Genomic DNA, 25,902 nt, shown 5'->3' on the forward strand with positions numbered 1-25,902 from the left:
GGTCAGCCGACGTCGTCGAGCAACGCCTGGATCGCCGCCGCCATCGTGGCCGGGTCGCCGTCGCCGGGACGCAGCACCAGGTCGGGAGCCGTAGGTCGCTCGTACGGCGCGTCGATGCCGGTGAACCCCGTGATCTCCCCGGCGCGCGCCTTCGCGTACATCCCCTTCGGGTCGCGCGCCTCGCACATCTCCAGCGGCGTGTCGACGAAGACCTCGACGAACGGCAGGTCGCCGTGCGCCTCCCGCGCCAGCCGCCGGTCGGCTTCGTACGGGCTGATCAGCGACGCGATCGCGACGACACCCGCGTCCGCGAACAGCTTGGCGACCTCCGCGACGCGCCGGACGTTCTCCGCGCGGTCCGCCGGGCTGAACCCGAGACCCGCGTTGAGCCCGTGGCGCAGGTTGTCGCCGTCCAGCAGGTAAGCCGGACGGCCCGCCGCGACCAGCCGGCGTTCCAGCTCCACCGCCACCGACGACTTGCCCGACGCCGACAGCCCGGTCAGCCACACCGTGGCGCCGTGGGTCGGCCGGTCCTCGCGGCGCACCGCCGTGGTGTGCCAGACGACCGGGGACGCCGCCGCACCGGTGATCATCCCGGCCGCGACCGTGTCGCCGGTGTGCTCGTCGACCAGCAGGAACCCGCCGGTGGCCCGGTTGCGGCGGTAGGGGTCGAACAGCAAGGGCGCGCGGGTGCGCAGCCGGATCCGGCCGATGTCGTTGAGCCCCAACGACTCCGCCGTCTCGTCGCGGTGCAGGGTGGTGACGTCGAGGCGGTAGTCCAGCCGCTCCACGGACCCGCGCGTCTCGGTGGTCGTGTGCCGGACGACGTAGGTCGCGCCCGGCGTCAGCTCGGCCCGCTCGGAGAACCAGCAGACCAGCGCGTCGACCTCGCGGGCCGACTCCGCGCGGTTGCCGGGCCGGCACAGCATCGCGCCGCGGCCGAGATCGAGGTCGTCGGCCAGTTCGACCGTCACGGCCTGCCCGGTGAACGCCTCGTCGAGGGGCGTTCCGCCCGGGCCCCACACCGCGCGCACCTCGGTGGTGAACCCGGACGGCAGCGCCACGACTTCGTCACCCGGCTTGAACACGCCACCGGCGATGGTGCCCGCGTAACCGCGGAAGTCCGAGCGCCGGATCACGTACTGCACCGGGAACCGCGCGTCGATCAGGTTGCGGTCGGAGGCGACGTGCACCTCTTCCAGCTGGTGCAGCAGCGAAGTCCCTTCGTACCAAGGCATGCTCGCGCTGCGGTGGACGACGTTGTCGCCGTGCAGCGCCGAGACCGGCACGAACGTCAGGTCGGCGACGTCGAGCTTCATCGCGAACCGCCGGAAGTCCTCGCGGATCTCGTCGAACCGCTCCTGTGACCAGCCGACGAGGTCCATCTTGTTGACGCACACCACGAGGTGCCCGATCCCGAGCAGGGACGCGAGGAACGCGTGCCGCCGGGACTGCTCGAGGACGCCCTTGCGCGCGTCGACGAGGACCAGCGCCAGGTCGGCGGTGGACGCGCCGGTCACCATGTTGCGGGTGTACTGCAGGTGCCCCGGCGTGTCCGCGATGATGAACTTCCGCTTGGGCGTGGCGAAGTAGCGGTGCGCGACGTCGATGGTGATGCCCTGCTCGCGCTCGGCGCGCAGGCCGTCGGTGAGCAGCGCGAGGTCCGGGTAGTCCTCGCCGCGCTCGCGGCTCGTGCGTTCGAGGGCGGCGAGCTGGTCGGTGAAGATCGCCTTCGAGTCGAACAGCAGCCGGCCGATCAGCGTGGACTTGCCGTCGTCGACGCTGCCCGCCGTGGCGATCCGCAGCAGCTGCTGTATTTTCTGGGGCCTAGCCCCAGCCCCCGGCCGGGGGACAAGCCCCCCTGGACCCCCCAAAGCCATCAGAAGTAGCCTTCCCGCTTGCGATCTTCCATGCCTGCCTCGGAAATCCTATCGTCCGCGCGGGTCGCGCCGCGCTCGGTGATCCGCGTCGCGGCCACCTCGGCGACCACTTCGGACGGGGTCGCCGCCGACGATTCGACGCAGCCGGTGCACGTCGCGTCGCCGACCGTCCGGAAGCGCACGGTCGCCTCGTACGGTGCCTCACCGTCCACAAGCGACAGGAAACGCGTCGCCGCGAGCAACATGCCGTCGCGCTGGACGACCTCGCGCCGATGCGCGTAGTACAACGGCGGCAGCGCGATCCGCTCGTCGCGGATGTACTGCCAGATGTCCAGCTCGGTCCAGTTCGACAGCGGGAAGACGCGGATGTGCTCGCCGCGCCGGTGCCGCCCGTTGTAGAGGTTCCACAGCTCGGGCCGCTGCGCCCGCGGGTCCCACTGGCCGTGCTCGTCGCGGAAGCTGAACACCCGCTCCTTGGCCCGGGCCTTCTCCTCGTCGCGGCGGGCGCCGCCGAACACGGCGTCGAAGCCGCCTTCGCGGATCGCGCGCAGCAGCGTGGCCGTCTGCAGGCGGTTGCGGCTGGCCCGCGGGCCGGTCTCCTCGACGACGCGCCCGGCGTCGAGGTCGTCCTGGACACTCGCGACGTGCAGCCGCAGGCCGAGGGAGGCGACGGTCTCGTCGCGGAACCGCAGCACCTCGTCGAAGTTGTGGCCGGTGTCGACGTGCAGCACCGGGAACGGCAGCGGCGCCGGCCAGAACGCCTTCGCGGCGGCGTGCAGCATCACCACCGAGTCCTTGCCGCCGGAAAAGAGCAGGACGGGGTGCTCGAAGGTCGCCGCGACTTCGCGGAAGACGTGCACGGCCTCCGCTTCGAGCGCGGCCAGGTGCGACAGCTCGTACGAGGTCACGGACACCCGAAAAAAGTAGAACATGTTCTTGTCATCGGTCAAGCGGTGCGGGACCCTGTGACGATGGACCTGGTCGTACTCGAAGAGATCCGCCGGCTGAAGTACCGCTACCTGCGCGGCGTCGACCTGAAGCTGTGGGACGAGGTGGCCGACACCTTCACCGTCGACGCCACGGCCGACTACGGGACCCGCGCCACGGGCCGGGAAGGGCATCGGCTCGCCGGCCGTGACGCCATCCTCGAGTTCCTCACCAAGAGCCTCGGCAACGGCATCATCACCGTGCACCACGCAGGTCAGCCCGAGATCGACGTCGACGGCGACACCGCGACCGGGCGGTGGTCCTTCACCGACAAGGTGATCGTGCCCGACCACAAAGTGATCATCGACGGCGCCGCGTTCTACGAGGACACCTACCGCCGTGACACCGACGGCGCCTGGCGGATGACGCACATCGGCTACACGCGGACGTACGAGTCGATGACCTCCTGGGAGGGCGACGCGGGCTTCCGGCTGCTCGCCAACCGCTGGGCCGTGCCCGCATGATCGAGAACGAGTTCTCGCTGACGCGGCCGTTCGCTGAGGCGATCGTCGAGGCCGAAAACCTGCTCGCGAGCGCGCCGCACGTGAAGACCGAGCAGGACCTCCTGGAGGGGTACGACTACCTCGCCGGCAGCATCCGCGCGTCGCTGCAGATGGCCTGGGCCTACCAGCGCGACTTCCCGTACTTCACGGCGTCCACCGGCCCGTACACGAAGATGGGGCTGGACAACCCGGACACGCTCTACTTCAACGCGAACATCCGCGACGACCGTGAGTACCTGGTCACCGGCGTCCGGGGGACCACCGCCGACCTGAGCTTCCAGATCCTCAACGGCGACTATTCGCCGGTCGTGGTGCCCGACAGCCTCGCCGCGTTCGACGACCGGGCCATCGAAATCGGCGAAGACGGCCGGTTCGAGCTGCGGTTCGGCCCGGCGCGCGAGAACCCCGGGCCGAACTACTTCACCCTCGGTGCCGGTTCGTCGATGCTCGTCGTGCGCGAGGTCCACAGCGACTGGGCGACCGAACGTCGTGGCGAGATCCGCATCCAGTGCGTCGACACCGCCGGGCAGGCGCCGCCGGTGCTGGACCGGCCGGCGCTGGCCAAGCGCTACGGCGTCACCGGCAAGATCCTGCTGAGCCGGCTCAAGACGTTCCTGGCCTTCCCGAAGTGGTTCTACGACGACCTGCCGGTGAACACCATGACCGAGCCGCGTTCGACGCCGGGCGGGCTGACCACGCAGTTCTCCTCGGCCGGGCACTACGAGCTGGGCGACGAAGAGGCGATGATCGTCACCGTGCCCCGCTGCGCCGACGCGCCGTACCAGGGCATCCAGCTCGGCAGCCTCTGGTACGTCTCGCTCGACTACATCAACCACCAGACGAGCCTCACCGCCGACCAGGCGCGGGTCGACCCGGACGGCAAGATCCGGTTCGTCATCAGCGAACGCGACCCCGGCCTGGCGAACTGGCTGGAGCGTACCGGGCACGACCGCGGGTACGTCCAGATCCGCTGGCAGCGGATCGCGCGGGACCTCGGTCCGGCCGACGGCCCGGTCGTCGAGGTCGTCAAGGTCGACGACCTGCCCGACCGGCTGCCGTTCCACACGGAAGCGCGGGTGACGCCCGAGGAGTGGGCGGCGAGGATCGCGGCCCGGCAGGACGCCGTCGCCGCCAGGATGTTGGGGTGAGCATGTCGGAGTTGTTGCGGGACAAGGTGGTCGTCGTCTCGGGGATCGGCCCGGGGCTCGGCCGGTCGATCGCCGTGCGCAGTGCCATGGCCGGCGCGGACGTCGTGCTCGCCGCGCGCACCGAGTCGCGGCTCACCGAAGTCGCGAAGGAGGTCACCGACCTCGGACGCCGCGCCGTCGCGATCCGGACCGACATCGACGACGCCGACTCCGCGGCGAACCTGGTGAGCGAGGCCGTCGAGGCGTTCGGCCGGGTGGACGCGGTGGTGCACAACGCCTTCGCCGTCCCGCCGCTGACCGATCTGGCCACTGTGGACTTCGACGCCGTCCGCGCGGGTTTCGAGACCGCGGCGATCTCCGTGCTGCGGCTGACCCGGCTGTTCCTGCCCGCGCTCAAGGAGAGCAAGGGCTCGCTGGTGATGATCAACTCGGCCGTGCTGCGGCACTCGCGGCGGACGTTCGGCGCGTACAAGATGGCGAAGTCGTCGCTGCTGTCGCTGTCGCAGAGCCTCGCGAGCGAGCTCGGGCCGGACGGCATCCGCGTCAACACGGTCGCGCCCGGGTACATCTGGGCGCCGAACCTCAAGTGGTACTTCAACTACCTGGCCAAGGAACGCGGCATCACGTCGGAGGAGGTCTACGCCGAGACGGCGTCGACGATCGACCTGCGCAAGCTGCCGGAACCCGACGAGATCGCTGACGCCGTTGTCTTCCTCGCCTCGCCGATGGCGCGCGCGATCACCGGGCAGTGCCTCGACGTCAACGGCGGCGAGTACCACCACTAGGAGGATCCATGCTCCCCGGCCGGGCCGACCTGGGCGCGTTCGACGACCTGCACGCCTCGGCGTCGAAGCTCACCGGGCTCGACGACTTCGGCGGCGACGAGTACGTCGAGGGCCTGCGTGTGCTGCTGGAGTCGTTCGAGGCCGACGAGGACCTGACGCCGTTCGGGAACAAGATGCACCGCGCGATGCTGCGCGGCGCTTTGGTGGCTCGATTGCTCAGCGAGGTGGGCTGGAAGCAGCACCCGGCTTACGTGGACGTCCCAGTGGAGCGGCCGATCTTCGTCACCGGCCTGCCCCGCACCGGCACGACGGCGTTGCACCGGCTGCTCGTCGAGGACCCCGCGCACCAGGGTCTCGAGGTGTGGCTCGCCGAGGTCCCGCAGCCGCGGCCGCCGCGCGCGACGTGGGCGGAGAACCCGGTGTTCCAGGGGATCCAGGCCGGCTACGAGCGTCACCACGTCGAGCACCCGGAGTTCATGGGGGTGCACCACATGTCCGCCGATCAGGTGGAGGAGTGCTGGCAGCTGCTGCGGCAGTCGATGCGGTCGGTGTCGTTCGAGTGCCTCGCGCACCTGCCGCGTTACTCGCGCTGGCTGGCGAAGCAGGACTGGACGGACGCCTACGCCCGGCACCGCCGCAACCTGCAGCTGATCGGGCTGCCGGACGCCGATAAGCGGTGGGTGCTCAAGAACCCGAGTCACCTGTTCGCGCTGGACGCCCTGATGGCGGCGTACCCGGACGCGCTGGTGATCCAGACCCACCGGGCGCCGCGCACGATCATGGGCTCGATGTGCAGCCTGGCCGAGAAGGCCGCGGACGGCTGGTCGTCGAAGTTCCGCGGCGAGGTGATCGGCCGTTCGCAGCTGGATCTGTGGGCCCGCGGCGCGGACGAGTTCCACGCGGCGCGGTCTCGGTACGACGCGGCTCAGTTCTACGACGTGGCGTATGAGGACTTCGTCGCGGACCCGATCGGGACGGTGTCCACTGTGTACGACCACTTCGGACTGCCGCTGACTCCTTCGGCGCGTTCCGCGATGACGTCGGTGCACGAGGCGAGCCGCACGGGCGCGGCGAAGCCGGTGCACCAGTACAGCCTGGCGGACTTCGGCCTGACGGCGGAAGAGGTCGACGAGCGTTTCGAGGATTACTCGCGTACCTACGGCTCGTGAGTGTTTAGGGCGGTTAGAACCGCCCTAAACACTCACGACGAGCTGCGGCAGGCTCCTAACCGGCGGCGGCCTGCAGGCCTCGGGTCCCGATGCCGCGCAGCATTTCGACCTGGTCCGCGCTTGGCGGCTGATAACTCTCGCCGTCGTGTTCGCGGTGCCGTGCGACTTCTGCGCGGTGCGAGGGTCGTGAGTGGTAATGAGGGTTCTAACCCGCATTACCACTCACGACGAGCCGCGGCAGACTCCTAACCGGCGGCGGCCTGCAGGCCTCGGGTCCCGATGCCGCGCAGCACTTCCACGCGCTCCGCGCCCGGGCGGCTCAGCACCCAGCTTGACCCGGGCACCGACTTCGCGCGCTTCTTCAGCGGCGCCAGCAGTCGGGAAACCTCCTGGTACGACCGGATCGAGCCGCTTCCGCAGACCAGTGTCGCCAGCGAGACCGTCACCGGGAGGCCGTCCGCCGACCAGTGGCGGTCCAGCAGTGCTCCCGCCACCGTGGCGATCTCGTCGACGTCGCAGACCACCAGGAAGTCGTCGCCGCCGACGTGGCTGACCCGCATTCGACGGAGGCCGCCCGCCTGTGCGGTGAGCGCCGCGCCCAGTTCGCGGATCAGGTCGTCGCCCGCGGCGAAACCCGCCGTGTCGTTGACCGTCTTGAACGCGTCGATGTCCAGCCACGCGGCCACGAACGCTTCGCCGATGGTGATGCGGCGGGCGACGTCGCGGGCCACCGTGTCGCTGCCCGGCAGCCGGGTCAGCGGGTTCAGTGCCGCCGCGGCCTCGACCTTCGCCTCGGCCACGCCGCGGACCACCTCGGTCACCAGGACGACGCCGAGGCAGCGGCCGACGTCGTCGACCACGACGACGTCGTCGCCGGTGCGGCCCCAGTCGGCGTCGGTGACCAGTTCGAGGAACTCCATCGCCCCGGCGCGCGCTTCGATCGTGTGCGGGCTGTCGGCCAGCCGCGCGGCCGGGCGCTTCGCGTGCAGCGCGTGGCCGTACGGCCCGGTGACGGCGACCAGGAACCGTGTCCGGTCGACCGACCAGCGGGGCCGGTTCAGCTCGTCGACGCCGATGACGCCCGACGGCGCGTCCGCGGCCGCGAGCACCTCGCGGACCTCGTCGCACGTCGCGGTTTCCGGCAGCGTCGTGGCCGGCCGCAGGAAGTCGCCGACGCACTGGGCCGGGCCCGGGGCGGCGACGGCGGGCGCGCGGGAGAGCAGCGCCGGTGCGGGGCCGGCGGCGGTCGGCGGGGCCAGCAGGTTGCCCTGGGCGATCCGGATGCCGAGCCCGCGGACCGCGTCGAGCTGGGCGTCGGTCTCCAGGCCGGTCGCGACCAGGCGGGTGCCGGTGCGGGTGGTGTAGTGCAGCACCGCCTCGGCGACGGCGACCGACGCCGGGTCGTCCGGCAGCCCGCGCAGCACCGTGCGGTCCAGCTTGACCAGGTCGACCGGCGCGTCGATCAGCAGGCTCAGCGGCAGGTCGCCGCGGCCGAGGCCGTCGAGCGCGAGCCGGAAGCCGAGGTCGGTGAGCGCCCGCATGCCGCTCAGCGCGCGCTCGGCCGGCAGCGGCGAGAACGGCGGGCCGATCTCGAGGACGACGTCACGGGTGCGACGCCCGGCGTCGCCGAGTTCGGCCAGGAGGTCGTCGAACATCGCCGGTGGCGCGCCGAGGGTGCGGGCGGAGAGGTTGAGGTGCAGCGGGAGCGACGTCTCGTCCTGCCGGACGGCGGCGATCGCGAGGCCGAGGTCCACCTCGGCGAGCCGGCCGTCGCGACGGGCCTGCGTCAGCAACTCCGCGACGGTCCCGTGGCCCGGCCTGGCCAGCGCTTCGTGAGCCACGACGCCTCCCGTGAGGAGGCTGTACAGCGGCTGGAAAGCGAAGCGGACCGCGCGTGGCGACTTCACGTCCTCGATGCTCGCCGGTCGCGCGCCGAAACGAAACCCATGTCGACTGATGTTCATCGCAGCGGCACCCGGGTTACTCACATCGGGTTACTGGATCACGCTTGACTTATATAAGTGGCTGCTTGTAATTTGGCCGGGTGCACGCGTTCGACGTCCTCGGCGACCCGGTCCGCCGCCGCATCCTCGAGCTGCTGGCCGACGGCGAACGGGCCGCCGGCGCGGTGACCGAGGTGATCCGGGCCGAGTTCGGCATCTCGCAGCCCGCGGTGTCCCAGCACCTGAAAGTGCTGCGGGACAACGGCTTCGCGCTCGTCCGCCAGGAAGGGACGCGCCGGCTGTACGCGGTCGGGCACGAACCCCTGCGCGACGTCGACGTCTGGCTCGACCGGTTCCGCCGGTACTGGACCCCGCACCTCGACGCGCTGGCCACCGAAATCGCCCGCGGCAAGCGCGCCCGGCGCCTCGCCGAACCAGAAGGAGACTCTCCGTGATCGACTCCAGCCACCAGATCAGCGCCGTCCGCCGGACGCTCGGCGACCGGGTGATCGACGCGAAGGACGCCCGCGTCCTGACCATCAGCCAGGTCTACGACACCGACGTCGACGACCTGTGGGACGCCTGCACGAACGCCGAGCGCATCCCGCGCTGGTTCCTGCCGGTCACCGGCGAGCTGAAGCTCGGCGGCCACTACCAGCTGGAGGGCAACGCGGGCGGCACGGTCGAGCGCTGCGAGCCGCCGCACAGCTTCGCCGCGACGTGGGAGTTCGGCGACACCGTCAGCTGGATCGAGGTGCGGCTGACGCCGGAGGGCACGGGCACCCGGTTCGAGCTGGAGCACGTCGCGCACGTCGACGACCGCTGGGACGAGTTCGGCCCGGGCGCGGTCGGCGTCGGCTGGGACGGGATGCTGGTCGGCCTGGTCCTGCACCTGGCCGAGCCCGGCACGGCCGTCGACCCGGAAGCGGCGATGGCCTGGATGATGTCGCCGTCGGGCGTCGAGTTCATGACGGCGTCGAGCGAGGCCTGGTACGAAGCCGACGTCGCGGCGGGCGCGGACCCGGTCAACGCGCGTGCGGCGGCCGACCGCACCCTGGCGGCGTACACGACCCCGCCGGAGGCCTGACCGACGCCGTGTCGTCCGCCCAGGTACGCGTGTCGTCCGCCCGGGTACGCGTGTTCGCCGTTCCGGTACGTGCCGGAACGAGCCCGGATGGACGACACGCGTACTCAGCCGGACGACACGCGTACGCGGATGGACGACACGGTCAGCGTTCGGTGGTCTTGACCGCGGTCAGGGTGATCACCGCGTCGGGCTGGACTTCGGTGCCCGGCGCCGGGTCCTGGCCGGTCTGGACCCAGTTGCGGTCGACCAGCAGCGCGCGGCCCTGGCCGGTGCCGTCGACCTCGCGCAGGTTGTAGAGGCCGGCCTTCTGCATCGCGTTCTGGGCGTCCTGGTGGTTCATGCCGGAGACGTCCGGGACCTTGATCGACGCGGCGCGGGTGGTGGCGGGCGCGGCGGCAGTGGACGTGGAGGTGGTGCTCGCCCCGGGGCCACTCGTGGGGCCGGCGCCACAGGCGGCGATCCCGGCGCCCAGCACCACGGCGACGGCGGCGGCGGTGACGCGAATCGGACTGATCATGGCAGCTCCTCGGTGGGTGGATACCCCCGTCAGTCGGTCCGTGAACACGCGGTGTTGCCCATCGATCGGGTGATTCCGGGGGCGCCGGATAAGGTCGGGCGCATGGATCACGGCACCGAAACGGACCCCCGCGCGGCTCGACGGGACCCGGTGGCCAACGCCGGCGGGTTCACCGACCTGGCGAGCAGCCCGTTCCGGATCGACCGCGACCGGATCGCCGCGTCGCCGTTCTTCGCGCGGCTCGGCGGCGTGACGCAGGTGGTCAGCGCCGGCGGGGCCGGGCTGCTGCACAACCGGCTCACCCACAGCCTGAAGGTCGCGCAGGTCGCGCGCGCCATCGCCGAGCGGATCACCACCGGGCCCGAAGCCGATCTGGCCGCGAAGCTGGGCGGCTGCGACCCGGACGTCGCCGAGGCCGCCGCGCTCGCGCACGACCTCGGGCACCCGCCGTTCGGGCACCTCGGCGAGCAGACCCTCGACCGCATCGCGCGGCACCGCTTCGGCCTCGCCGACGGCTTCGAAGGCAACGCGCAGTCGTTCCGCATCATCACCACGACCGACGTCCGCGGGCCGTCGGCGATCGGGCTGGACCTCACCACCGCCGTGCGCGCCGCGGTCCTCAAGTACCCGTGGCTGCGACTGCACCACCCCGCGCCGCACCCGTCGGAGATGGCCGTCCCGCCGCGCGGCGCCGCCGAGCCGGACGACCACCCGGGCACCGGCGCGGCCAAGTTCTCCGCCTACGCCACCGAGCTCGACGACTTCGAGCAGGCGCGCGCGGCCTTCGCCGGGCGGGTCGAGAGCTGGCAGCAGACCGTCGAGGCGTCCGTGATGGACACCGCCGACGACATCGCCTACGCCATCCACGACCTGCAGGACTTCCACCGCATCGGCGTCCTGCAGCACGCGCCGGTCGCCGCGGAGCTGGGGGAGTGGCTCCTGCACGCCGAGGAGCTGGCCGGGCTCGACGACGAGACGCTGTACGCGGAACTGCGCCGCCCGGGCCGGTCCCTGGAACGCCTGCGCCGCCGCATGCACGCCAAGGACGCGTGGATCGTCGACGACGACGCCTTCGCCGCGGCGGTCGCGCGGGTGCGCGCGGAACTCGTCGACGGGCTGCTGGCCGGCGCCTTCGACGGCTCGATCGAGGCCGAACAGGCGACGGCGGCGTTCTCCGCCAATTGGACCGCCCGCCTGGTCGACGGCGTGTTCGTGGTCGCGTCGCCGTCCACCCGAGCAGGCCACGTGACGCTGGCGACGGCCCAGTGGCACGAGGTCCAGGTGCTGAAGTTCGTGCACCGCCGATTCGTGCTGCTGCGCCCGGACCTCGCGCTGCACCAGCGCGGCCAGGCCGGCGTGGTCGCGAGCCTGGTCGACGCGCTCGACGCGTGGCTGCTGGACCGCGACGAGGTCTCCCGCCTCCCGCGCCGGCTGCACGACCTGGTCGAGCTGGCCCGCGCCGAGTACTCGGACCTGGCCCGCACGGCGCCGGAACTGCTGGTCGGCGCGACGGGGGAGCCGGTGTCCGGTACGGACGCGGTGCGCAACCTGGCGAGGGGGCGAGCAGTGGTGGACTTCGTGGCGTCGTTGACGGACAAGCAGGCGGTGACCCTTTTGGACGCTTTGTCCGGGCGGTCGGCGCAGCCGTGGTCGGATTCGTTCGTCCTGTGACGGGCGGCCGCTGCTGTAGGTGGGCCTGTGGCGACCCGGCCCGTGCTCCGCACGTGACGGGAGCCGCCGGTCGAGATGACCGGCGGTCCGGGCTTGGCCTGCGCGGCACCGGCACCGGCGGCCGGCGAGCCAGTGGTCAGCGGCCGCGGACGGCCTGCGGCGGTGCGACTGTGGTGCGCAACCTGGCGCGCGGCCGGGCGGTGGTGGACTTCGTGGCGTCGTTGACGGACAAGCAGGCGGTGACCCTTTTGGACGCTTTGTCCGGCCGGTCGGCGCAGCCGTGGTCGGATTCGTTCGTCCTGTGACGGGCGGCCGCTGCTGTAGGTAGGTCGCGCTCCGGTCGTCCCGGAGGGCCCTGTCCGATTCTTGTCCGATCGCGACGATCCCGTGCAGTGGTATCGCTTGACGCGGCTGGTCCGTTTCGTTCGTCCTGTAACAGTTGAGCGGTTCCGCTGAACGGCCTACGACTTACGGTCCATTCACGAAAATACCCATCCGATGTCACTCGAACGGCTGATGCTTACAGAGAACTCACAGTACTTAGCTGGGTCCTGCCGGTGATCACCGGCGTCGGTCAGCGTGAGTCGGGGCACGCGCCTGGAGACAATCGGAGGGCGCACGTGCGTCGTACCCGTTCCACGAGATCGAGATCCACAGTGCTCACGGCCGGGGCGGCGGCGTTGCTCGCCGCGCTCGGCCTGGTGTCGCCGCCCGCCGCGGGCGCCGCCACCGCGTCCACTCCGGACACGTTCAGCGCCACCGCGCAGCAGCAGATCGCCGCCCTGCAGGCCGTCAAGGCCGGGAAGACCGCGGCTGAGTCCAAAGTAGACAGCAAGCTGCTCGTCGCCGAGAAGGGCGTGGGCAAGCAGCTGAACGCACTGCAGTCCGAGGCCGCCGTCTCGAAGACCGGGACGGTGCTGGTCGACATCCGCGCGACCAAGGTCTCGCCGGACCTGATTTCCGGGCTCACCAAGGCCGGGGCGGGCATCCGCGCGGTGTCCGACCGATACGGCAGCATCCGGGCCGAGGTGCCGCTGGCCGCCGTCAGCGCGATCGCCGCCCGCGGCGACGTCAAGCGCGTCGAGCAGGCCGACGGCGCGATGACCGCCCGCGAACTGGCCACCCCCGCGACGACGCCGGGCAAGGCCGCCGAGACCAAGCAGCAGAAGGCCGCCCGCATCTCGGGCGAGCTGCAGAAGGCCCTCACGAGCAAGACCCAGCAGCGCAGCGCCGCCGCGGCCGCCACGCTGACCAGCCAGGGCGACCGCGCCCACAACGCCGACATCGCCCGCCAGCAGTTCGGCGTCACCGGCGTCGGCGTCAAGGCGTGCGCCCTGTCGGACGGCATCGACTCCCTGGCCACTTCGCAGGCCAAGGGTGAGCTGCCGCCGAACGTCGACGTCATCGCCGGGCAGGAGGGCGACGGCGACGAGGGCACCGCGATGCTCGAGATCATCCACGACCTCGCGCCCAACGCCGCGCTCGGCTTCGCGTCGGCGTTCAACTCCGACGCCAGCTTCGCGGACAACATCCGCAAGCTCCGCTTCGAGTCGCACTGCGACGTCATCGTCGACGACGTCATCTACTTCAAGGAATCCCCGTTCCAGGACTGGATCATCGCCCAGGCCGTGAACGACGTGACCGCTGACGGCGCGCTGTACTTCTCCTCGGCGGGCAACGAGGGCAACGTCCTCGACGGCACCGCCGGGCACTGGGAAGGCGACTTCGTCGACTCCGGCAAGTCGGTCGGCAAGTTCGCCGGTGTCGCGCACAACTTCGCCGGCGCGGCGGGCAACCAGATCTACGAGCCCGTCTCGGACGCGTCCTCGGCCGGCGTGCCGGTGACGCTGCACTGGTCGGACCCGCTCGGCGCGTCGTCGAACGACTACGACCTCTACCTGCTGAACTCGGCGGGCGCGGTCGTGGACTTCAGCCAGGACGTCCAGGACGGCACCCAGGACCCGTTCGAGATCCTGCAGACGCCGGCGTTCGGCGGCACGGGCCTGCGTCTGGCCGTCGTGAAGTTCTCCGGTGCGGGCCGCTACCTGTCGCTGTCCGCGCTGCGCGGACGGTTCAAGGACTCCGCGGACGGCCTCAAGGCCTACAACACCCCGGGCGTGACGGTCGGCCACTCGGCCGCGCGCGACGCCTTCAGCGTGGCCGCCACCCCGGCGGCCGCGGCGTTCGGCCGGCCTCTCGAGCCGGGCGACCCGGCCAACCCGGCCGGCCCGTTCCCGGGCTCGTTCAGCAGCACCTCCAAGGCCGAGCGGTTCAGCTCCGACGGCCCGCGGCGCGTGTTCTACGAGGCCGACGGCACCCCGATCACCCCGGGCAACGTCTCCTCGACCGGTGGTGAGGTCCGGAACAAGCCGGAGATCACCGCGGCCGACGGCGTGCAGACCAGCGTGACCGGCTTCAACCCGTTCTTCGGCACGTCGGCCGCCGCGCCGCACGCCGGGGCCATCGCGGCGCTGGTGCTCTCGGGCAACCCCGGCCTGCCGCCGTCGGAGGTCCGCGAGGCGCTGATCAACACCGCCGTCGACATCGAGACCCCGGGCCGCGACAACGTGACCGGCTCGGGCGTCATCCTCGCCGACAAGGTGCTCGCCTACACCGGGGCCAGCCCGCAGCCGCTCGCCGTGGCCAAGCAGCCGACGGTCACCCCGGCCGACGGCGGCTCCTCGCTCGACCCGGGCGACACCGCCAAGGTGACCCTGCCGGTGACCAACGACGGTGACGGCGCCGCCGTCTCCACCAGCGTCGTGCTCACCAGCCCGACCCCGGGCGTGACCGTCGCGCCGCGCTCGAAGTCCTACGGCACCATCAGCCCGGGACAGACCGGCGTCAACGACTTCACCATCACCGTCCCGGCGAGCCAGCAGCTCGGCGTGCCCGTGGTGCTGAACGCCAAGGTCACCTTCGCCGGTGCGCACTCGCCGACGACGTCGACGTTCTCGCTCCCGGTCGGCACCCCGTCGCCGGTCGCGCAGGACTTCGCCTACACCGGCGCGCCGGTGGCGATCCCGGACAACAGCCCGGTCGGCGCTTCGGTGACCATCCCGGTCACCGGGGTCGGCCGCGCGGCGAAGGTGTCGTTCTCGGTGGACGGCACCACCTGCAGCACCGACCCGCTCTCGACGGCGGTCGGCCTGAACCACTCCTACGTCGGTGACCTGGTCGGCTCGCTGACCTCGCCGTCCGGGGCCAAGGCCACGGTGTTCCAGCGCAACGGCGGTTCGGGCAAGAACCTGTGCAAGGTCGTGTTCGCCGACGACGCGGCGGTCGCGTTCAGCACGGTGACCTCGGCCAACGCGCCGTTCACCGGCTCGTACAAGCCGACCAACGCCCTCGGCGGCCTGGCCGGGGCCGTCGTCGACGGCACCTGGACGTTCGGGGTGGTCGACGCGGCCGGCGGCGACGTCGGCTCGATCCGCTCGGTCGCCCTGCACATCAACGGGTTCGTGCAGCCCGCGGCGGCCGGCCGGCCGTCGAACGTGCACAGCGTGACGAACAACGGGCCGGTGCACCCGCAGTAGATTCCTACAGCACAACCCGTACGGGGCCGTCGCGGAAACGCGGCGGCCCCGTACCGTTGTGTCCCATGGCGAAGGCACGGGAAGTCGCGGGCGGGGGCCGCGCGGTGACGGTCCCGCCGGACCGGCTGGCCGGCTGGTTCGCCCGGTTCGCGCAGCGGCACGACGGCGTCGTGACGACCGAAGCCACGCCCGCCGAGGTCCGGGTGGTCGCGGGCGACGGCACCACGGCGATCGCGACCGTCCCTTTCGGACTCCTCGACGCGCCGTCGGTCGAAGGCCTCGTCGCGCACGCGCTGGTGCCGCGGCGGATCGCGCTCCTGCTGGTGCGGCTCGGCAGTCACAGCGCCGGCGTTTCCTTCGACGGCCGGATCGAGGTCTCCCGCACCGGCCGCCACCTCGTCCACGGCCGGTCCGCGGCCGGCGGCTGGTCGCAGCAGCGCTTCGCCCGGCGTCGCGAAGGCCAGGCCCGCCACGCGTTGCAGGCGGCCGCGCAGGACGCGGTCGAGGTGCTCCTCCCGCGACTGTCCGAAGTGGACGCCGTCGTGCTCGGCGGCGACCGGCGCGCCCTCGACGAGCTGCGCGAGGACCGCCGGCTGGCGCCGCTGTTCGCCCGCGCGGAACCGCGCGTGCTGGAACTCGGCGAACCGCGGCGCAGCGTTCTGGAAGAAGCCGCCGCGCGGGCCCTCGAAGTGGAGATCACGCTGCGCGACGGGTGAGTCCGCACACGTCGGGAGAAACCCGTGGACGCCGCCCCGTACACTGGTTGCGTGGAGATCCTTCTGGAGTGAGCCGTCGCACCGGTCAGACCTGACCGGTCCGCTGGACGCTGCCCTCCAATCACCCCCTTTTACCGGGAGTTTCCCTTGATCACGGCCACCGGCCTTGAGCTGCGCGCGGGTTCGCGCATCCTGCTCGACGGCGTCACCGTCCGCATCCAGCCCGGCGACCGGATCGGCCTCGTCGGCCGCAACGGCGCGGGCAAGACCACCTCGCTGAAGGTCCTCGCCGGCGAAGGCGAGGCGCACGCGGGCGAGGTCCGCCGCACCGGCGAGCTCGGCTACCTGCCGCAGGACCCGCGCGAAGGCGACCTGTCGATCACCGCGAAGGACCGCGTGCTGTCCGCGCGCGGCCTCGACAAGCTGATGCGCGACATGGAGAAGGCCCAGACCGCGATGGCGGAGCTGGTCGACGACGCGCAGCGCGACAAGGCGATCAACCGCTACGCCCGGCTCGAGGAGCGCTTCTCCTCGCAGGGCGGGTACGCCGCCGAGAGCGAAGCCGCCCGCATCTGCTCGAACCTCGGCCTGGCCGACCGGGTGCTCTCCCAGACGCTGGGGACGCTCTCGGGCGGCCAGCGCCGCCGCGTCGAGCTGGCGCGGATCCTGTTCGCCGCGGCCGAGGCGGGCGCCGGCGGCAAGTCCGAGACGATCCTGCTGCTCGACGAGCCGACCAACCACCTCGACGCCGACTCGATCACCTGGCTGCGTTCGTTCCTCAAGCAGCACGACGGCGGCCTGGTCGTGATCAGCCACGACGTCGAGCTGCTCGCCGACGTCGTCAACAAGGTGTGGTTCCTCGACGCCACCCGCAGCGAGCTCGACCTGTACAACATGGGCTGGCAGCGGTACCTGGACGCGCGCGCCACCGACGAGAAGCGCCGCCGCCGCGAGCGCGCCAACGCCGAGAAGAAGGCGTCGGCGCTGCAGCAGCAGGCCGCGAAGCTCGGCGCTAAGGCGACGAAGGCCGTGGCGGCCAAGAACATGGCGCGCCGCGCGGAGCAGATGCTGTCCGCGCTCGACGAGACCCGGCACGCCGACAAGGTCGCCCGGATCAAGTTCCCGGACCCCGCGCCCTGCGGCCGCACGCCGCTCACCGCGGAGGGGCTGTCGAAGTCCTACGGCTCGCTCGAAATCTTCACCGGCGTCGACCTCGCCGTCGACCGCGGGTCCAAGGTGGTCGTGCTCGGGCTGAACGGTGCCGGAAAGACCACTTTGCTCCGGCTCCTCGGCGGAATGGAAACTCCGGATACCGGCGGGGTCGTCCCGGGTCACGGAATGCGTTTGGGCTATTACGCACAGGAACACGAAACTCTTGATCATGATGCGTCGGTGTGGGAAAACATCCGACATCTCGCTCCGGACACCGGCGCGCAGGAGTTGCGGAACCTGCTCGGTTCGTTCCTCTTCACCGGCGAACAACTCGACCAGCCCGCCGGCACGCTTTCCGGCGGTGAGAAGACCCGGCTCGCCCTGGCCGGCCTGGTCTCCAGCGCTGCCAACGTGTTGCTGCTCGACGAGCCGACGAACAACCTCGACCCGGCCAGCCGCGCCCAGGTCCTGGACGCTTTGCGGAGCTTCTCCGGCGCCGTGATCCTGGTGACGCACGACCCGGGCGCCGTCGAGGCCCTGGAGCCGGAGCGGGTCATCCTGCTGCCCGACGGCACCGAGGACCATTGGTCGGCCGACTATCTGGAACTTGTCCAGCTTGCGTGAGCCGTGCGTCCATTCGGGTGCAAGATCACTGCCGGTGAGGCACTGGAATGGCCCAATGTGATCGCAGTTTCGGTCGTTTTACGGCTGTCGTCTGGCATTCCGGCGCTCAGTGTTCGATCATTGCCCCGGCAGGGGCCGATATGTGGCCCAGAACACTCTCGGCGGGAAGGCGATCGACGTGGCTGATCTCAAGAAAGGCGCGCGGATCACCGGCAACACGCGCGACAAGCTGGCCGCTGACCTCAAGAAGAAATACGAGAAGGGCTCGAGCATCCGGGCGCTCGCGGAGTCGACGGGGCGGTCCTACGGGTTCGTCCACCGGGTGCTCTCGGAGTCCGGGGTCCAGCTGCGGGGGCGCGGTGGGGCCACCAGGGTCAAGAAGAAGTAGGCGAGGACTGCTGCGCGGGGGGCGCAGTGGGAACTGCCGCAGCACCTTCGGCCACGCGGAACGTCAGGTACGCCCCGAGCAGGACCAGGGGATACACCAGATAGCCGTAGCGGGTGGCCGGGGTCAGCAGGATCAACGCGCCGAGTCCGACGGCGATGCGCAGCAGTGCGCCGGAGCCGTTCGCGGGGGGCCGGCGCACCAGCCAGACCAGCATCGCCACGGCCGCGGCGCCGACCAGCGCGAACGCCGCTACCTGGCCGATCGTCCCGAGTCCGGCGATCAGGTGGCCCGGCAGCGGGCTCGCCGCGGGTGAGCGCACCACCCCCATCCCGAGCGGGAACCGGAAGACGTGCTCCACGAACGCCGCCGGATCCACGAGGTACACCGGCAGGTGCAGCACGGCCGTCGTCGCCACCAGCGCGGTGGCGAACCGCGCGAGCGCGGGCCAATCGAATCGTTTTCTCCCGCGTACCAGCACGAACACGGCCAGGACCGCGGCCGCGGGTGCGACGATCAGCTTGGCGCTGAAGACCAGCGCGAGCACGAGTCCCGCCCAGGCGCCCCGCCCGGTGGCAGCGAGTGCGCACGCGAGCACCAGGAGTCCGACGATCGCGAGATCCGGGCCGGCGACGGCCCAGGTGAGCGCGGTCAGCGGGCAGGCCAGCGCGATCTGCGCGGCGCCGACCGGGACTTCCGGCCACTTCAGCAGTTTCAGCGCGCCCAGCACACACGCGCAGGCCGCGAGCGCGAACATCCAGCGGGCGTCGGTGAGGGCGTCGGTCAGCGGCGTGCCGCCGAACAACGCCCGTGGCAGGCCGAAGACCGTCATCACCGGGCCGTAGGGCGTGTAGTCGTTCACCACCGGCGCGCGACCGAGCGCGGTGACGTCGACGTACGGGGTTCCGTGGTGCAGCAGCAGATCCGCGGACCGCTCGATCACCCAGACCTCGGGCTGGGCGGCCCACGAGATCGGCGTGATCAGCCAGTCCACTCCGGTCAGTCGGCGAATCACGAGGACTGCCAACGGAAGGATCATGGCCAACAGCGCGACGGCGGCGATCCCGCACCAGCGGGAACCGGGTAGGCCACGCGGCGTACGGCCCTTGCGTGCGGACAGCAGCAGCCAGCCGCTGTGCAGGGCGCCGAAGCCGTACGCGGCCGTCGCGAAGTTGCCCCAGACGCGGTAGCCGTAGAACTCGGAGACGAGCGCGGTCGGCAGCGCGAAGGCCAGGCAGGCCAGGTAGAAGCCCAGATCCCACTTCAGCGGGCCGGTGCCGGGGGACTGGGCCGGTGCCGTGAAGAACCGCACCACTCGCCCCTGCCGGGGCGCCCGGCCCACCTCCGTTTCCACCTGGTCAGGCTACCGAGGGGCACGCGGCCCGCTTCAGCCGAGGTCTCGCAGGCGGGGGAGCAGTTTCGCGGCCGCTTCGGACGCGCGCACGACGTCGTCGTGCCCGGCCGGCATCAGGACGAGTTCGGTGAACCCGGCCGAGACGTAGCTCTGCGCGAGCCGCAGCGCACTGTCCGCATCGGACGGCAGCCGGAACTGCACGGCCCGCCGGATGGCCGCCGGATCACGGCCGACATCGTCGCAATGGCGGTCGAGAACCGACGAAAGCCGTTGCAGTTCGACGATTTGCGTGCCGGGAAGCGCCGCATTGAGCCAGACGTCGGCGTGTTCGGCGACCACCCGGAGGCCGCGCTTTTCACCGCTGCTGCCGAGCCACAGCGGCGGCTTTTGCTGCACCGGCTTCGGATCGCTGAGCGCGTCGGTGAGGGTGTAGTGCTTCCCGGCGAAGCCGGTCACCGGCCGGGTCCACAACAGACGGAGGATTTCGCAGGCTTCGGCGAGGCGTTCGACGCGTTCGACCGCCGGCGGTGTCGGGGTGCCCATCATCGTGTCGGTCAGGACGTCGCCGCCCGCGCCGAGGCCGACGTCGAGCCGGCCGCCGGAGAGGTGGTCGACGGTCGTGGCGAGCTTCGCGAACGTGCCCGGGTGCCGGTTGGTGTTGCCGGAGACCAGGCAGCCGATGCGCACGCGGCTCGTCGCCTCGGCCATCGCGGCCAGCAGGGTCCAGCCGTCGAAGATGTCGCCGGTGCGGTCCGGCCCCATCGGGGCGAGGTGGTCGAACACCCAGCAGCCGTCGAACCCGGCGTCGTCGGCGATCGCCCAGATCTCGCGCAGCCTGGCGACGTCGATGTGCTGCTGGGGTGGCTTGAGACCCACGGTCGTCATGATGTACTCCTGATTATCAGTTCTACAAATCATCAGTAAAACTGACGATCAGCGTAAGGGTAAGGTTCTCGCATGTCCAGCGACCTCGAGACCGGACCGCCGCCCGCCGTCGGCCGGCGGCTCGGCTACCTGCTGAAACACGCCCAGCAGCAGCTGGCCGAACTGGCCGAGCCGTTGTACGGGCCGCTCGGCGTCACCGGGCGGCAGCTGGCGCTGCTCGCGCTGTTCGGCGACGGGCCGGCGCGGTCACAGCAGGACGGCGCGGCCCGGCTCGGCATCGACCGGACGACGATGGTCGCGCTCGTCGACGAACTGGAGGCGAAAGACCTGGTCCGGCGCGAGGTCGCGCCCGGTGACCGGCGCAAGCGCCTCGTCCGGTTGACTGACGAGGGGGAGCGGGTGCGGCAGGCCGGCGAAGAAGCGACGCGCGAGGCCGAGGCGCTCCTGCTGGCCCCGCTGGGCGACGGCGCGGAGCAGCTGCGGACGGCGCTGCACCGGGTCGTTCGAGGCGTCGTTCGCGGCGAGTGAACGCGATCGGGAAGCAAACGGACGGCGGCCGCGTTGTCCAGGTCATATCCGAAGAAAACCTCAGCTAATATAGAGGTTTTGGAACTGGGGGTCTCCCGTGGACAACACCTGGGCGCTGCTCAGCTCGGCGATGCGCGCCAACGACGTGCCGAAGGCGCTGACCCGCGGCACGTTCAAGCGCGTCGCCCGCTTCGCCCGGCCGCACTGGCGGGCGCTGCTGATCTTCCTCGTGCTCACCGTCATCTCGGCGGTCCTGGCCGTGTCGACGCCGGTCCTGGCGGGCAAGGTGGTCGACGCGATCGTCGGCGGCCACGACCTGTCCGTCGTGATCTGGCTGGCGATCGTGATCGCCGGGCTCGCGGTCGCCGACGCCGGCCTCGGGCTCGTCGAGCGGTGGCAGTCCGCGCGCATCGGTGAAGGCATCATCTACGACCTGCGCCGCGCGGTGTTCGAGCACGTGCAGCGGATGCCGATCGCGTTCTTCACCCGCACCCGCACGGGCGCGCTGGTCTCGCGGCTCAACAACGACGTCATCGGCGCGCAGCGGACGTTCACCGCGACGCTGTCCGGCCTGGTCACCAACACGATCCAGCTGGCGCTCTCGCTGGCCGTCATGCTCACGCTGTCCTGGCAGGTCACGCTGCTCGCGCTGGTGCTGCTGCCGATCTTCGTGTTGCCCGCGCGCCGCCTCGGCCGCCGGATGGCCGGGCTGCAGCGGGAAGCCGCGAACCTGAACGCCGGCATGACGACGCAGATGACCGAACGGTTCTCCGCGCCGGGCGCCACGCTCGTCAAGCTCTTCGGTCACCCGGTGCAGGAGGCCGACGACTTCGGCGTGCGCGCCGGGCGGGTGCGCGACATCGGCATCCGGACCGCGATGCTGACCCGCTGGTTCATGACCAGCCTGACGCTCGTCTCGGCGCTCGCGCAGGCGCTGGTCTACGGCCTCGGCGGGTACCTCGCGCTGACCGGCCAGCTCGCCCCGGGCACCGTCGTCGCACTGGCGCTGCTGCTGACCCGGCTCTACGCGCCGCTGACCGCGCTGGCCAACGTCCGCGTCGACGTGATGACCGCGCTGGTCTCGTTCGAGCGTGTCTTCGAGGTGCTCGACCTCGACCCGATGATCAAGGAGAAGCCGGACGCCGTCGCGTTGCCGCCGTCGGAAGGCGTCTCGGTCGAGTTCTCCGACGTCCGCTTCGGCTACCCGGCCGCGGACCGGTACTCGCTGGCGTCGCTGGAAGACGTCGCGACGCTCGACCACCGCGGCGGCGAAGAGGTGCTGCACGGGATCTCGTTCCGCGCCGAGGCGGGCCAGATGGTCGCGCTGGTCGGGTCTTCCGGCGCGGGGAAGTCGACGATCGCATCGCTGCTGCCGCGGCTCTACGACGTCGACTCGGGCACCGTGCGGGTGTCCGATGTGGACGTCCGGGACCTGAGTTTCGCTTCGCTGCGGCAAACCGTCGGCGTCGTGACGCAGGACGGGCACCTGTTCCACGAGACGATCCGCGCGAACCTGGCCTACGCACGCCCGGACGTCACCGACGACGAGATCTGGGAAGCCCTCGACCGCGCCCGGCTCGGCGAGCTGGTCCACTCCCTGCCCGACGGCCTCGAGACCACGGTGGGGGAGCGCGGGTACCGGCTTTCCGGCGGTGAGCGTCAGCGGCTGACCATCGCGCGGCTGCTGCTGGCGCAGCCGAAGGTCGTCGTGCTGGACGAAGCGACCGCGCACCTGGACTCCGAGTCCGAGGCGGCGGTCGGCGAAGCCCTGGCGCACGCCCTGGCGGGCCGCACGTCCCTGGTCATCGCGCACCGCCTCTCGACGGTCCGCGCCGCCGACCAGATCCTGGTCCTCGAGCACGGCGAGATCGTCGAGCGCGGCACGCACGACGAGCTCCTGGCCGCGAACGGCCGCTACGCGACCCTCCACGCCACCCAGTTCACCGACCAGGAACCCGCCGTGGCCTGACCCAGACGGACGACACGCGTACCTGCGCGGACGACACGCGTACCTGAATGGACGACACGACCCGGAGCCTTGCCCGCGCCGTGTCGTCCATCTGCGTACGCGTGTCGTCCGGCTGGGTACGCGTGTCGTCCGTTCAGGTACGTTGCGGGCTAGCGGAGCTGGGGGACGAGCTCGCTGTACTTGGCCAGCAGGGACTTGTTGGCCTCGTCGCCGCCTTCGACGTTGGAGCTGCGCCACAGCGGGACGTCGAGGCCCTCGGCGGTGCCGCGGTCGTAGACCTGGGCCAGCACGAGGTTCCACAAGAACGCGTTGACCACAGTGGACAGCGGCGCGGTGCGCGGCGCGTCCGGCGGGTAGCTCGCGTCGCCCGGGATCACCAGCGAGTCCAGCACGACGGTGCCCTGCTCGACCAGCGTGCTCGACGACCGCCGCGGCGCCGCGGCCACGCAGGCCCGCGACGTGATGGCGATGACGGCCGCGCCGCGCTCGCGCGCGCCGATGCACAGCTCGACCGGGTACGGGTTCGAGCCGGACGTCGAGAACACGACCAGCACGTCGGCCGGGCCCGGCGCGCGCTCGGCGAGGACCTCCTCGGCGAGGCCGGTGCGGCGCTCGGTCGTCGTGCTGTGCACCGCGCCGTGCAGCGGGAGCAGCTCCGGGTGGTACAGCGGGTACACGCACGCCAGCCCGCCGGCCCGGTAGAACGTCTCGGCGACGGCCGCCAGCGAGTGCCCGGCGCCGGCGGTATAGACCAGTGCGTCGGCGCGGATCACCCCCAGCACCAGGTCGGCCGCCGCCGACACCGCCTCGGCGTTGGCCTGCTCGACGTCCGCCAGTTGCTTGGTGACACTGCCCGAGATGTCCGTGGCGCTCACCACACCCACCCTTCCGTCGGTGATCGGGCGCCGAATCTACCGCGAAGATGGTGGTGCGCGGTGGAATAGCCGGGTGGCCGTTCCAGGTTCGTCCGGGTGCGGGGTGGTGATCCCGAACAGTGGGAGGCGTGGGTTGAGCGAGGCAGAACCGGCGGTGGCCGTGTGGCCGGCGCACGGGCGGACCGAAGCGGTCGTGCTCGTGCTGCACGGGGGCGCGGAGCACAGCACGGGCGGCGTCCCGCCCTGGAAGCTCGCCTACCTGCGGATGGTGCCCATCGCGCGCGCCCTGCGCCGGGCCGGCCGCGAGCACGGCGTCGAGGTGCGGCTGCTGCGCAACCGCCGCTACGGCTGGAACGCGCCCGCCATGGACCCGATCCAGGACGCCCGCTGGGCCCTCGACCGCATCCACGCCGACCACCCCGGCCTGCCGGTGGTGCTGGTCGGGCACTCGATGGGCGGCCGGGTGGCGCTGCGGGTGGCCGACGACCCGGCCGTGCGCGGGGTCTGCGCCCTGGCCCCCTGGACGCCGCGGGGTGAGCCGGTCGAGGCCGTCGCCGGGCGCTCGGTGCTCGTCGTGCACGGCACCCGCGACCGGATGACCAGCCCGGCGGAGTCGCACGCCTTCGCCGAACGCGCCGAGGGCGTCGCTGCCCGAGTTGCCCGGTTCGAGATCGCCAACGAGGGCCACGCGATGCTTCGCCGCTCTTCCGTCTGGACCCGGCTGGCCAGTGCTTTCACAATGGAATTAATCGCCGGGAGCCCCGACGACACACTCACGGGGGCGTGGGCCGCGCCGGGGCACCGACGGCTCCGAATACCCGTGTGACACCACCCCGGACAGGGCATTCGACGAAGGGCGCCGTGGGGGTGCGGCAATTAGGATCGAGCACCGGCGCACCAGGCCGGCCGGAGGGAGAACCCGTGACCACCTCGAGTGTCGACCGCGCGTCGACTCAGGACGTCCCCGACGAAAACCGGTGGCCGGGGCTGGCCGCCCCGCCGCATTCCGCACTGCGCGCGCGGATCGCCGCGAGCCTGTTCCGCCGCGCGGTCCGCCCGCTCGACGTCCGGGTGACGTTCCCGGACGGGACGGTCCTGGGCAACGGCGGCCCGGAAGCACCCGAGATGCGGATCCTGCGCCCGGAGGCCTTCTTCCACCGCCTCGGCGTCGACGCCAAGATCGGCTTCGGCGAGTCCTACATGGCGGGGGACTGGGTCGCGTCCGACCTGGCCGAGGTGCTGACGCCGTTCGCGGCGCGGATGGCCACGCTCGTGCCGCCGGTGCTGCAGAAGTTCCGGAAGATCGCCGAACGCACCCAGCCGCCGTCCGAGGAGAACAGCCTCGAGGGCGCGCGGGCCAACATCCACCGGCACTACGACCTGTCGAACGACCTGTTCGGCGCGTTCCTCGACGAGTCGATGATGTACTCCTCGGCCCTGTTCGGCCCGGCCGACGACCTCACGGCCGCCCAGCACCGCAAGATCGACAGCGTGCTGGACTACGCCGGCGTCCGCGCGGGCAGCGAAGTCCTCGAGATCGGTACCGGATGGGGTGAACTCGCGATCCGCGCCGCCGCGCGCGGCGCCACCGTCACCTCGCTCACCATTTCGGAGGAACAGCGCGCGCTGGCCACCGAGCGCATCGTCGCGGCCGGCTTCGGCGACCGCGTCGAGGTGAAGCTGTGCGACTACCGCGAGTCGAGCGGGCAGTTCGACGCCGTGGTCAGTGTCGAGATGATCGAGGCCGTGGGCGCGTCCTACTGGCCGGCGTTCTACTCGACCATCGGCGAGCGGCTGCGCCCCGGCGGCCGGTTCGGGCTGCAGGCCATCACGATGGACCACGACCGGATGATGGCGTCGTCGCGCGCCTACACCTGGATCCACAAGTACATCTTCCCCGGCGGCATCATCCCGTCCGTTCGCTCGATCGAGGACGGCCTGGTCGCGAACACCCGGCTCAAGCTGGCCGGGATGCGCGAGTTCGGCCAGGACTACGCGCACACGCTACGGTTGTGGCGCGAACGGTTCCTGCACCGCTGGACCGACATCGCCGGGTTCGGGTTCGACGACGTCTTCCGCCGGATGTGGGAGTTCTACCTGGCCTATTCCGAGGCCGGGTTCCGCTCCGGCTACCTCAAGGTCCACCAGTTCGGCTACGAGGTGACCGACAAGTAACCCGCGGCAGCAA

At 71.3% G+C, this 25,902-nt stretch carries 23 protein-coding genes; 16 read left to right on the forward strand and 7 right to left on the reverse strand.

The features are described from left to right. Nucleotides 1–2: 2 nt before the first annotated feature. Together cysC and cysD are read right to left on the reverse strand one after the other, a co-directional pair. A complete protein-coding gene (gene cysC, locus OHS18_RS45970) occupies nt 3–1,880 on the reverse strand; it encodes an adenylyl-sulfate kinase (protein ID WP_328615029.1) in 1,878 nt (625 codons plus the stop codon). Further along, nucleotides 1,880–2,812, reverse strand: coding sequence for a sulfate adenylyltransferase subunit CysD (gene cysD, locus OHS18_RS45975; RefSeq protein ID WP_328615030.1), 933 nt, complete (start codon nt 2,810–2,812; stop codon nt 1,880–1,882). Before cysD ends, cysC begins: the two co-directional genes overlap by 1 nt. Nucleotides 2,813–2,851: 39 nt before the next feature. On the opposite strand from cysD, the gene OHS18_RS45980 reads away from it, so the two are divergent. From OHS18_RS45980 to OHS18_RS45995, 4 genes are read left to right on the forward strand one after another with little or no spacing between them, the layout of a single operon-like run. Further along, the gene (locus tag OHS18_RS45980) at nt 2,852–3,331 is read left to right on the forward strand and encodes a nuclear transport factor 2 family protein (protein ID WP_328615031.1); all 480 of its coding nucleotides are present in this window, start codon (nt 2,852–2,854) and stop codon (nt 3,329–3,331) included. After that, the gene (locus OHS18_RS45985; RefSeq protein WP_328615032.1) at nt 3,328–4,518 is read left to right on the forward strand and encodes a hypothetical protein; all 1,191 of its coding nucleotides are present in this window, start codon (nt 3,328–3,330) and stop codon (nt 4,516–4,518) included. Before OHS18_RS45980 ends, OHS18_RS45985 begins: the two co-directional genes overlap by 4 nt. 2 nt (nt 4,519–4,520) lie before the next feature. Next, a complete protein-coding gene (locus OHS18_RS45990) occupies nt 4,521–5,303 on the forward strand; it encodes an SDR family oxidoreductase (RefSeq protein ID WP_326951485.1) in 783 nt (260 codons plus the stop codon). A gap of 8 nt (nt 5,304–5,311) precedes the next feature. Then, a complete protein-coding gene (locus tag OHS18_RS45995) occupies nt 5,312–6,472 on the forward strand; it encodes a sulfotransferase family protein (protein ID WP_328615033.1) in 1,161 nt (386 codons plus the stop codon). A gap of 245 nt (nt 6,473–6,717) precedes the next feature. Here OHS18_RS45995 and OHS18_RS46000 read toward each other — a convergent pair whose 3' ends face one another. Beyond that, entirely contained in the window at nt 6,718–8,379 is a 1,662-nt protein-coding gene (locus OHS18_RS46000; RefSeq protein ID WP_328615034.1) for a GGDEF domain-containing protein, read from the reverse strand. Between the two features lie 137 nt (nt 8,380–8,516). On the opposite strand from OHS18_RS46000, the gene OHS18_RS46005 reads away from it, so the two are divergent. Beyond that, on the forward strand, nt 8,517–8,870 hold the full coding sequence (locus OHS18_RS46005) for an ArsR/SmtB family transcription factor (RefSeq protein WP_328458307.1): 354 nt from the start codon (nt 8,517–8,519) through the stop codon (nt 8,868–8,870). Then, complete coding sequence (locus tag OHS18_RS46010; protein WP_328615035.1) at nt 8,867–9,502, forward strand: SRPBCC family protein; 636 nt, start codon at nt 8,867–8,869, stop codon at nt 9,500–9,502. Before OHS18_RS46005 ends, OHS18_RS46010 begins: the two co-directional genes overlap by 4 nt. 142 nt (nt 9,503–9,644) lie before the next feature. Here the strand turns inward: OHS18_RS46010 and OHS18_RS46015 are convergent, their stop codons facing one another. Then, on the reverse strand, nt 9,645–10,019 hold the full coding sequence (locus tag OHS18_RS46015; protein WP_328615036.1) for a PASTA domain-containing protein: 375 nt from the start codon (nt 10,017–10,019) through the stop codon (nt 9,645–9,647). Nucleotides 10,020–10,121: 102 nt separating this feature from the next. Here OHS18_RS46015 and OHS18_RS46020 point away from each other — a divergent pair, with 102 nt between their 5' ends. From OHS18_RS46020 to OHS18_RS46045, 6 genes are all read left to right on the forward strand, one after another. Further along, nucleotides 10,122–11,690, forward strand: coding sequence for a deoxyguanosinetriphosphate triphosphohydrolase family protein (locus OHS18_RS46020; RefSeq protein WP_328458302.1), 1,569 nt, complete (start codon nt 10,122–10,124; stop codon nt 11,688–11,690). Between the two features lie 170 nt (nt 11,691–11,860). After that, nucleotides 11,861–11,995, forward strand: a complete 135-nt coding sequence (locus OHS18_RS46025; RefSeq protein WP_328615037.1) for a hypothetical protein — start codon at nt 11,861–11,863, stop codon at nt 11,993–11,995. A gap of 351 nt (nt 11,996–12,346) precedes the next feature. Further along, a complete protein-coding gene (locus OHS18_RS46030) occupies nt 12,347–15,226 on the forward strand; it encodes a S8 family serine peptidase (RefSeq protein ID WP_328615038.1) in 2,880 nt (959 codons plus the stop codon). A gap of 65 nt (nt 15,227–15,291) precedes the next feature. Continuing rightward, a complete protein-coding gene (locus OHS18_RS46035; protein ID WP_328615039.1) occupies nt 15,292–15,942 on the forward strand; it encodes an acVLRF1 family peptidyl-tRNA hydrolase in 651 nt (216 codons plus the stop codon). Between the two features lie 147 nt (nt 15,943–16,089). Beyond that, a complete protein-coding gene (locus OHS18_RS46040; RefSeq protein WP_328615040.1) occupies nt 16,090–17,718 on the forward strand; it encodes an ABC-F family ATP-binding cassette domain-containing protein in 1,629 nt (542 codons plus the stop codon). A 178-nt stretch (nt 17,719–17,896) separates the two neighbouring features. Then, nucleotides 17,897–18,106: a helix-turn-helix domain-containing protein gene (locus OHS18_RS46045; RefSeq protein WP_003071237.1), complete on the forward strand. Its 210-nt coding sequence runs from the start codon at nt 17,897–17,899 to the stop codon at nt 18,104–18,106. On the opposite strand, the gene OHS18_RS46050 is transcribed toward OHS18_RS46045, so the two are convergent. Further along, nucleotides 18,093–19,418, reverse strand: coding sequence for a glycosyltransferase 87 family protein (locus tag OHS18_RS46050; protein WP_328618695.1), 1,326 nt, complete (start codon nt 19,416–19,418; stop codon nt 18,093–18,095). The genes OHS18_RS46045 and OHS18_RS46050 overlap by 14 nt on opposite strands. 72 nt (nt 19,419–19,490) lie before the next feature. Then, the gene (locus OHS18_RS46055; RefSeq protein WP_328615041.1) at nt 19,491–20,342 is read right to left on the reverse strand and encodes an LLM class flavin-dependent oxidoreductase; all 852 of its coding nucleotides are present in this window, start codon (nt 20,340–20,342) and stop codon (nt 19,491–19,493) included. 72 nt (nt 20,343–20,414) lie between these two features. Between OHS18_RS46055 and OHS18_RS46060 the strand changes: the two genes are divergently transcribed. Together OHS18_RS46060 and OHS18_RS46065 are read left to right on the forward strand one after the other, a co-directional pair. Continuing rightward, nucleotides 20,415–20,870, forward strand: coding sequence for a MarR family winged helix-turn-helix transcriptional regulator (locus OHS18_RS46060; RefSeq protein ID WP_328615042.1), 456 nt, complete (start codon nt 20,415–20,417; stop codon nt 20,868–20,870). 97 nt (nt 20,871–20,967) lie between these two features. Continuing rightward, the gene (locus tag OHS18_RS46065) at nt 20,968–22,839 is read left to right on the forward strand and encodes an ABC transporter ATP-binding protein (protein WP_328615043.1); all 1,872 of its coding nucleotides are present in this window, start codon (nt 20,968–20,970) and stop codon (nt 22,837–22,839) included. A 149-nt stretch (nt 22,840–22,988) separates the two neighbouring features. Here the strand turns inward: OHS18_RS46065 and OHS18_RS46070 are convergent, their stop codons facing one another. After that, the gene (locus OHS18_RS46070) at nt 22,989–23,717 is read right to left on the reverse strand and encodes an SIS domain-containing protein (RefSeq protein WP_328615044.1); all 729 of its coding nucleotides are present in this window, start codon (nt 23,715–23,717) and stop codon (nt 22,989–22,991) included. Nucleotides 23,718–23,847: 130 nt separating this feature from the next. On the opposite strand from OHS18_RS46070, the gene OHS18_RS46075 reads away from it, so the two are divergent. Both OHS18_RS46075 and OHS18_RS46080 read left to right on the forward strand, forming a co-directional pair. Further along, nucleotides 23,848–24,540, forward strand: a complete 693-nt coding sequence (locus OHS18_RS46075; RefSeq protein WP_328458286.1) for an alpha/beta hydrolase — start codon at nt 23,848–23,850, stop codon at nt 24,538–24,540. Nucleotides 24,541–24,635: 95 nt separating this feature from the next. After that, nucleotides 24,636–25,889 (forward strand): cyclopropane-fatty-acyl-phospholipid synthase family protein, encoded by a 1,254-nt coding sequence (locus OHS18_RS46080; protein WP_328458284.1) that lies wholly within the window; start codon nt 24,636–24,638, stop codon nt 25,887–25,889. Nucleotides 25,890–25,902 lie beyond the last annotated feature (13 nt).

Origin of the sequence: Amycolatopsis sp. NBC_00355, from assembly GCF_036104975.1 — a bacterium.
Classification (GTDB): domain Bacteria; phylum Actinomycetota; class Actinomycetes; order Mycobacteriales; family Pseudonocardiaceae; genus Amycolatopsis.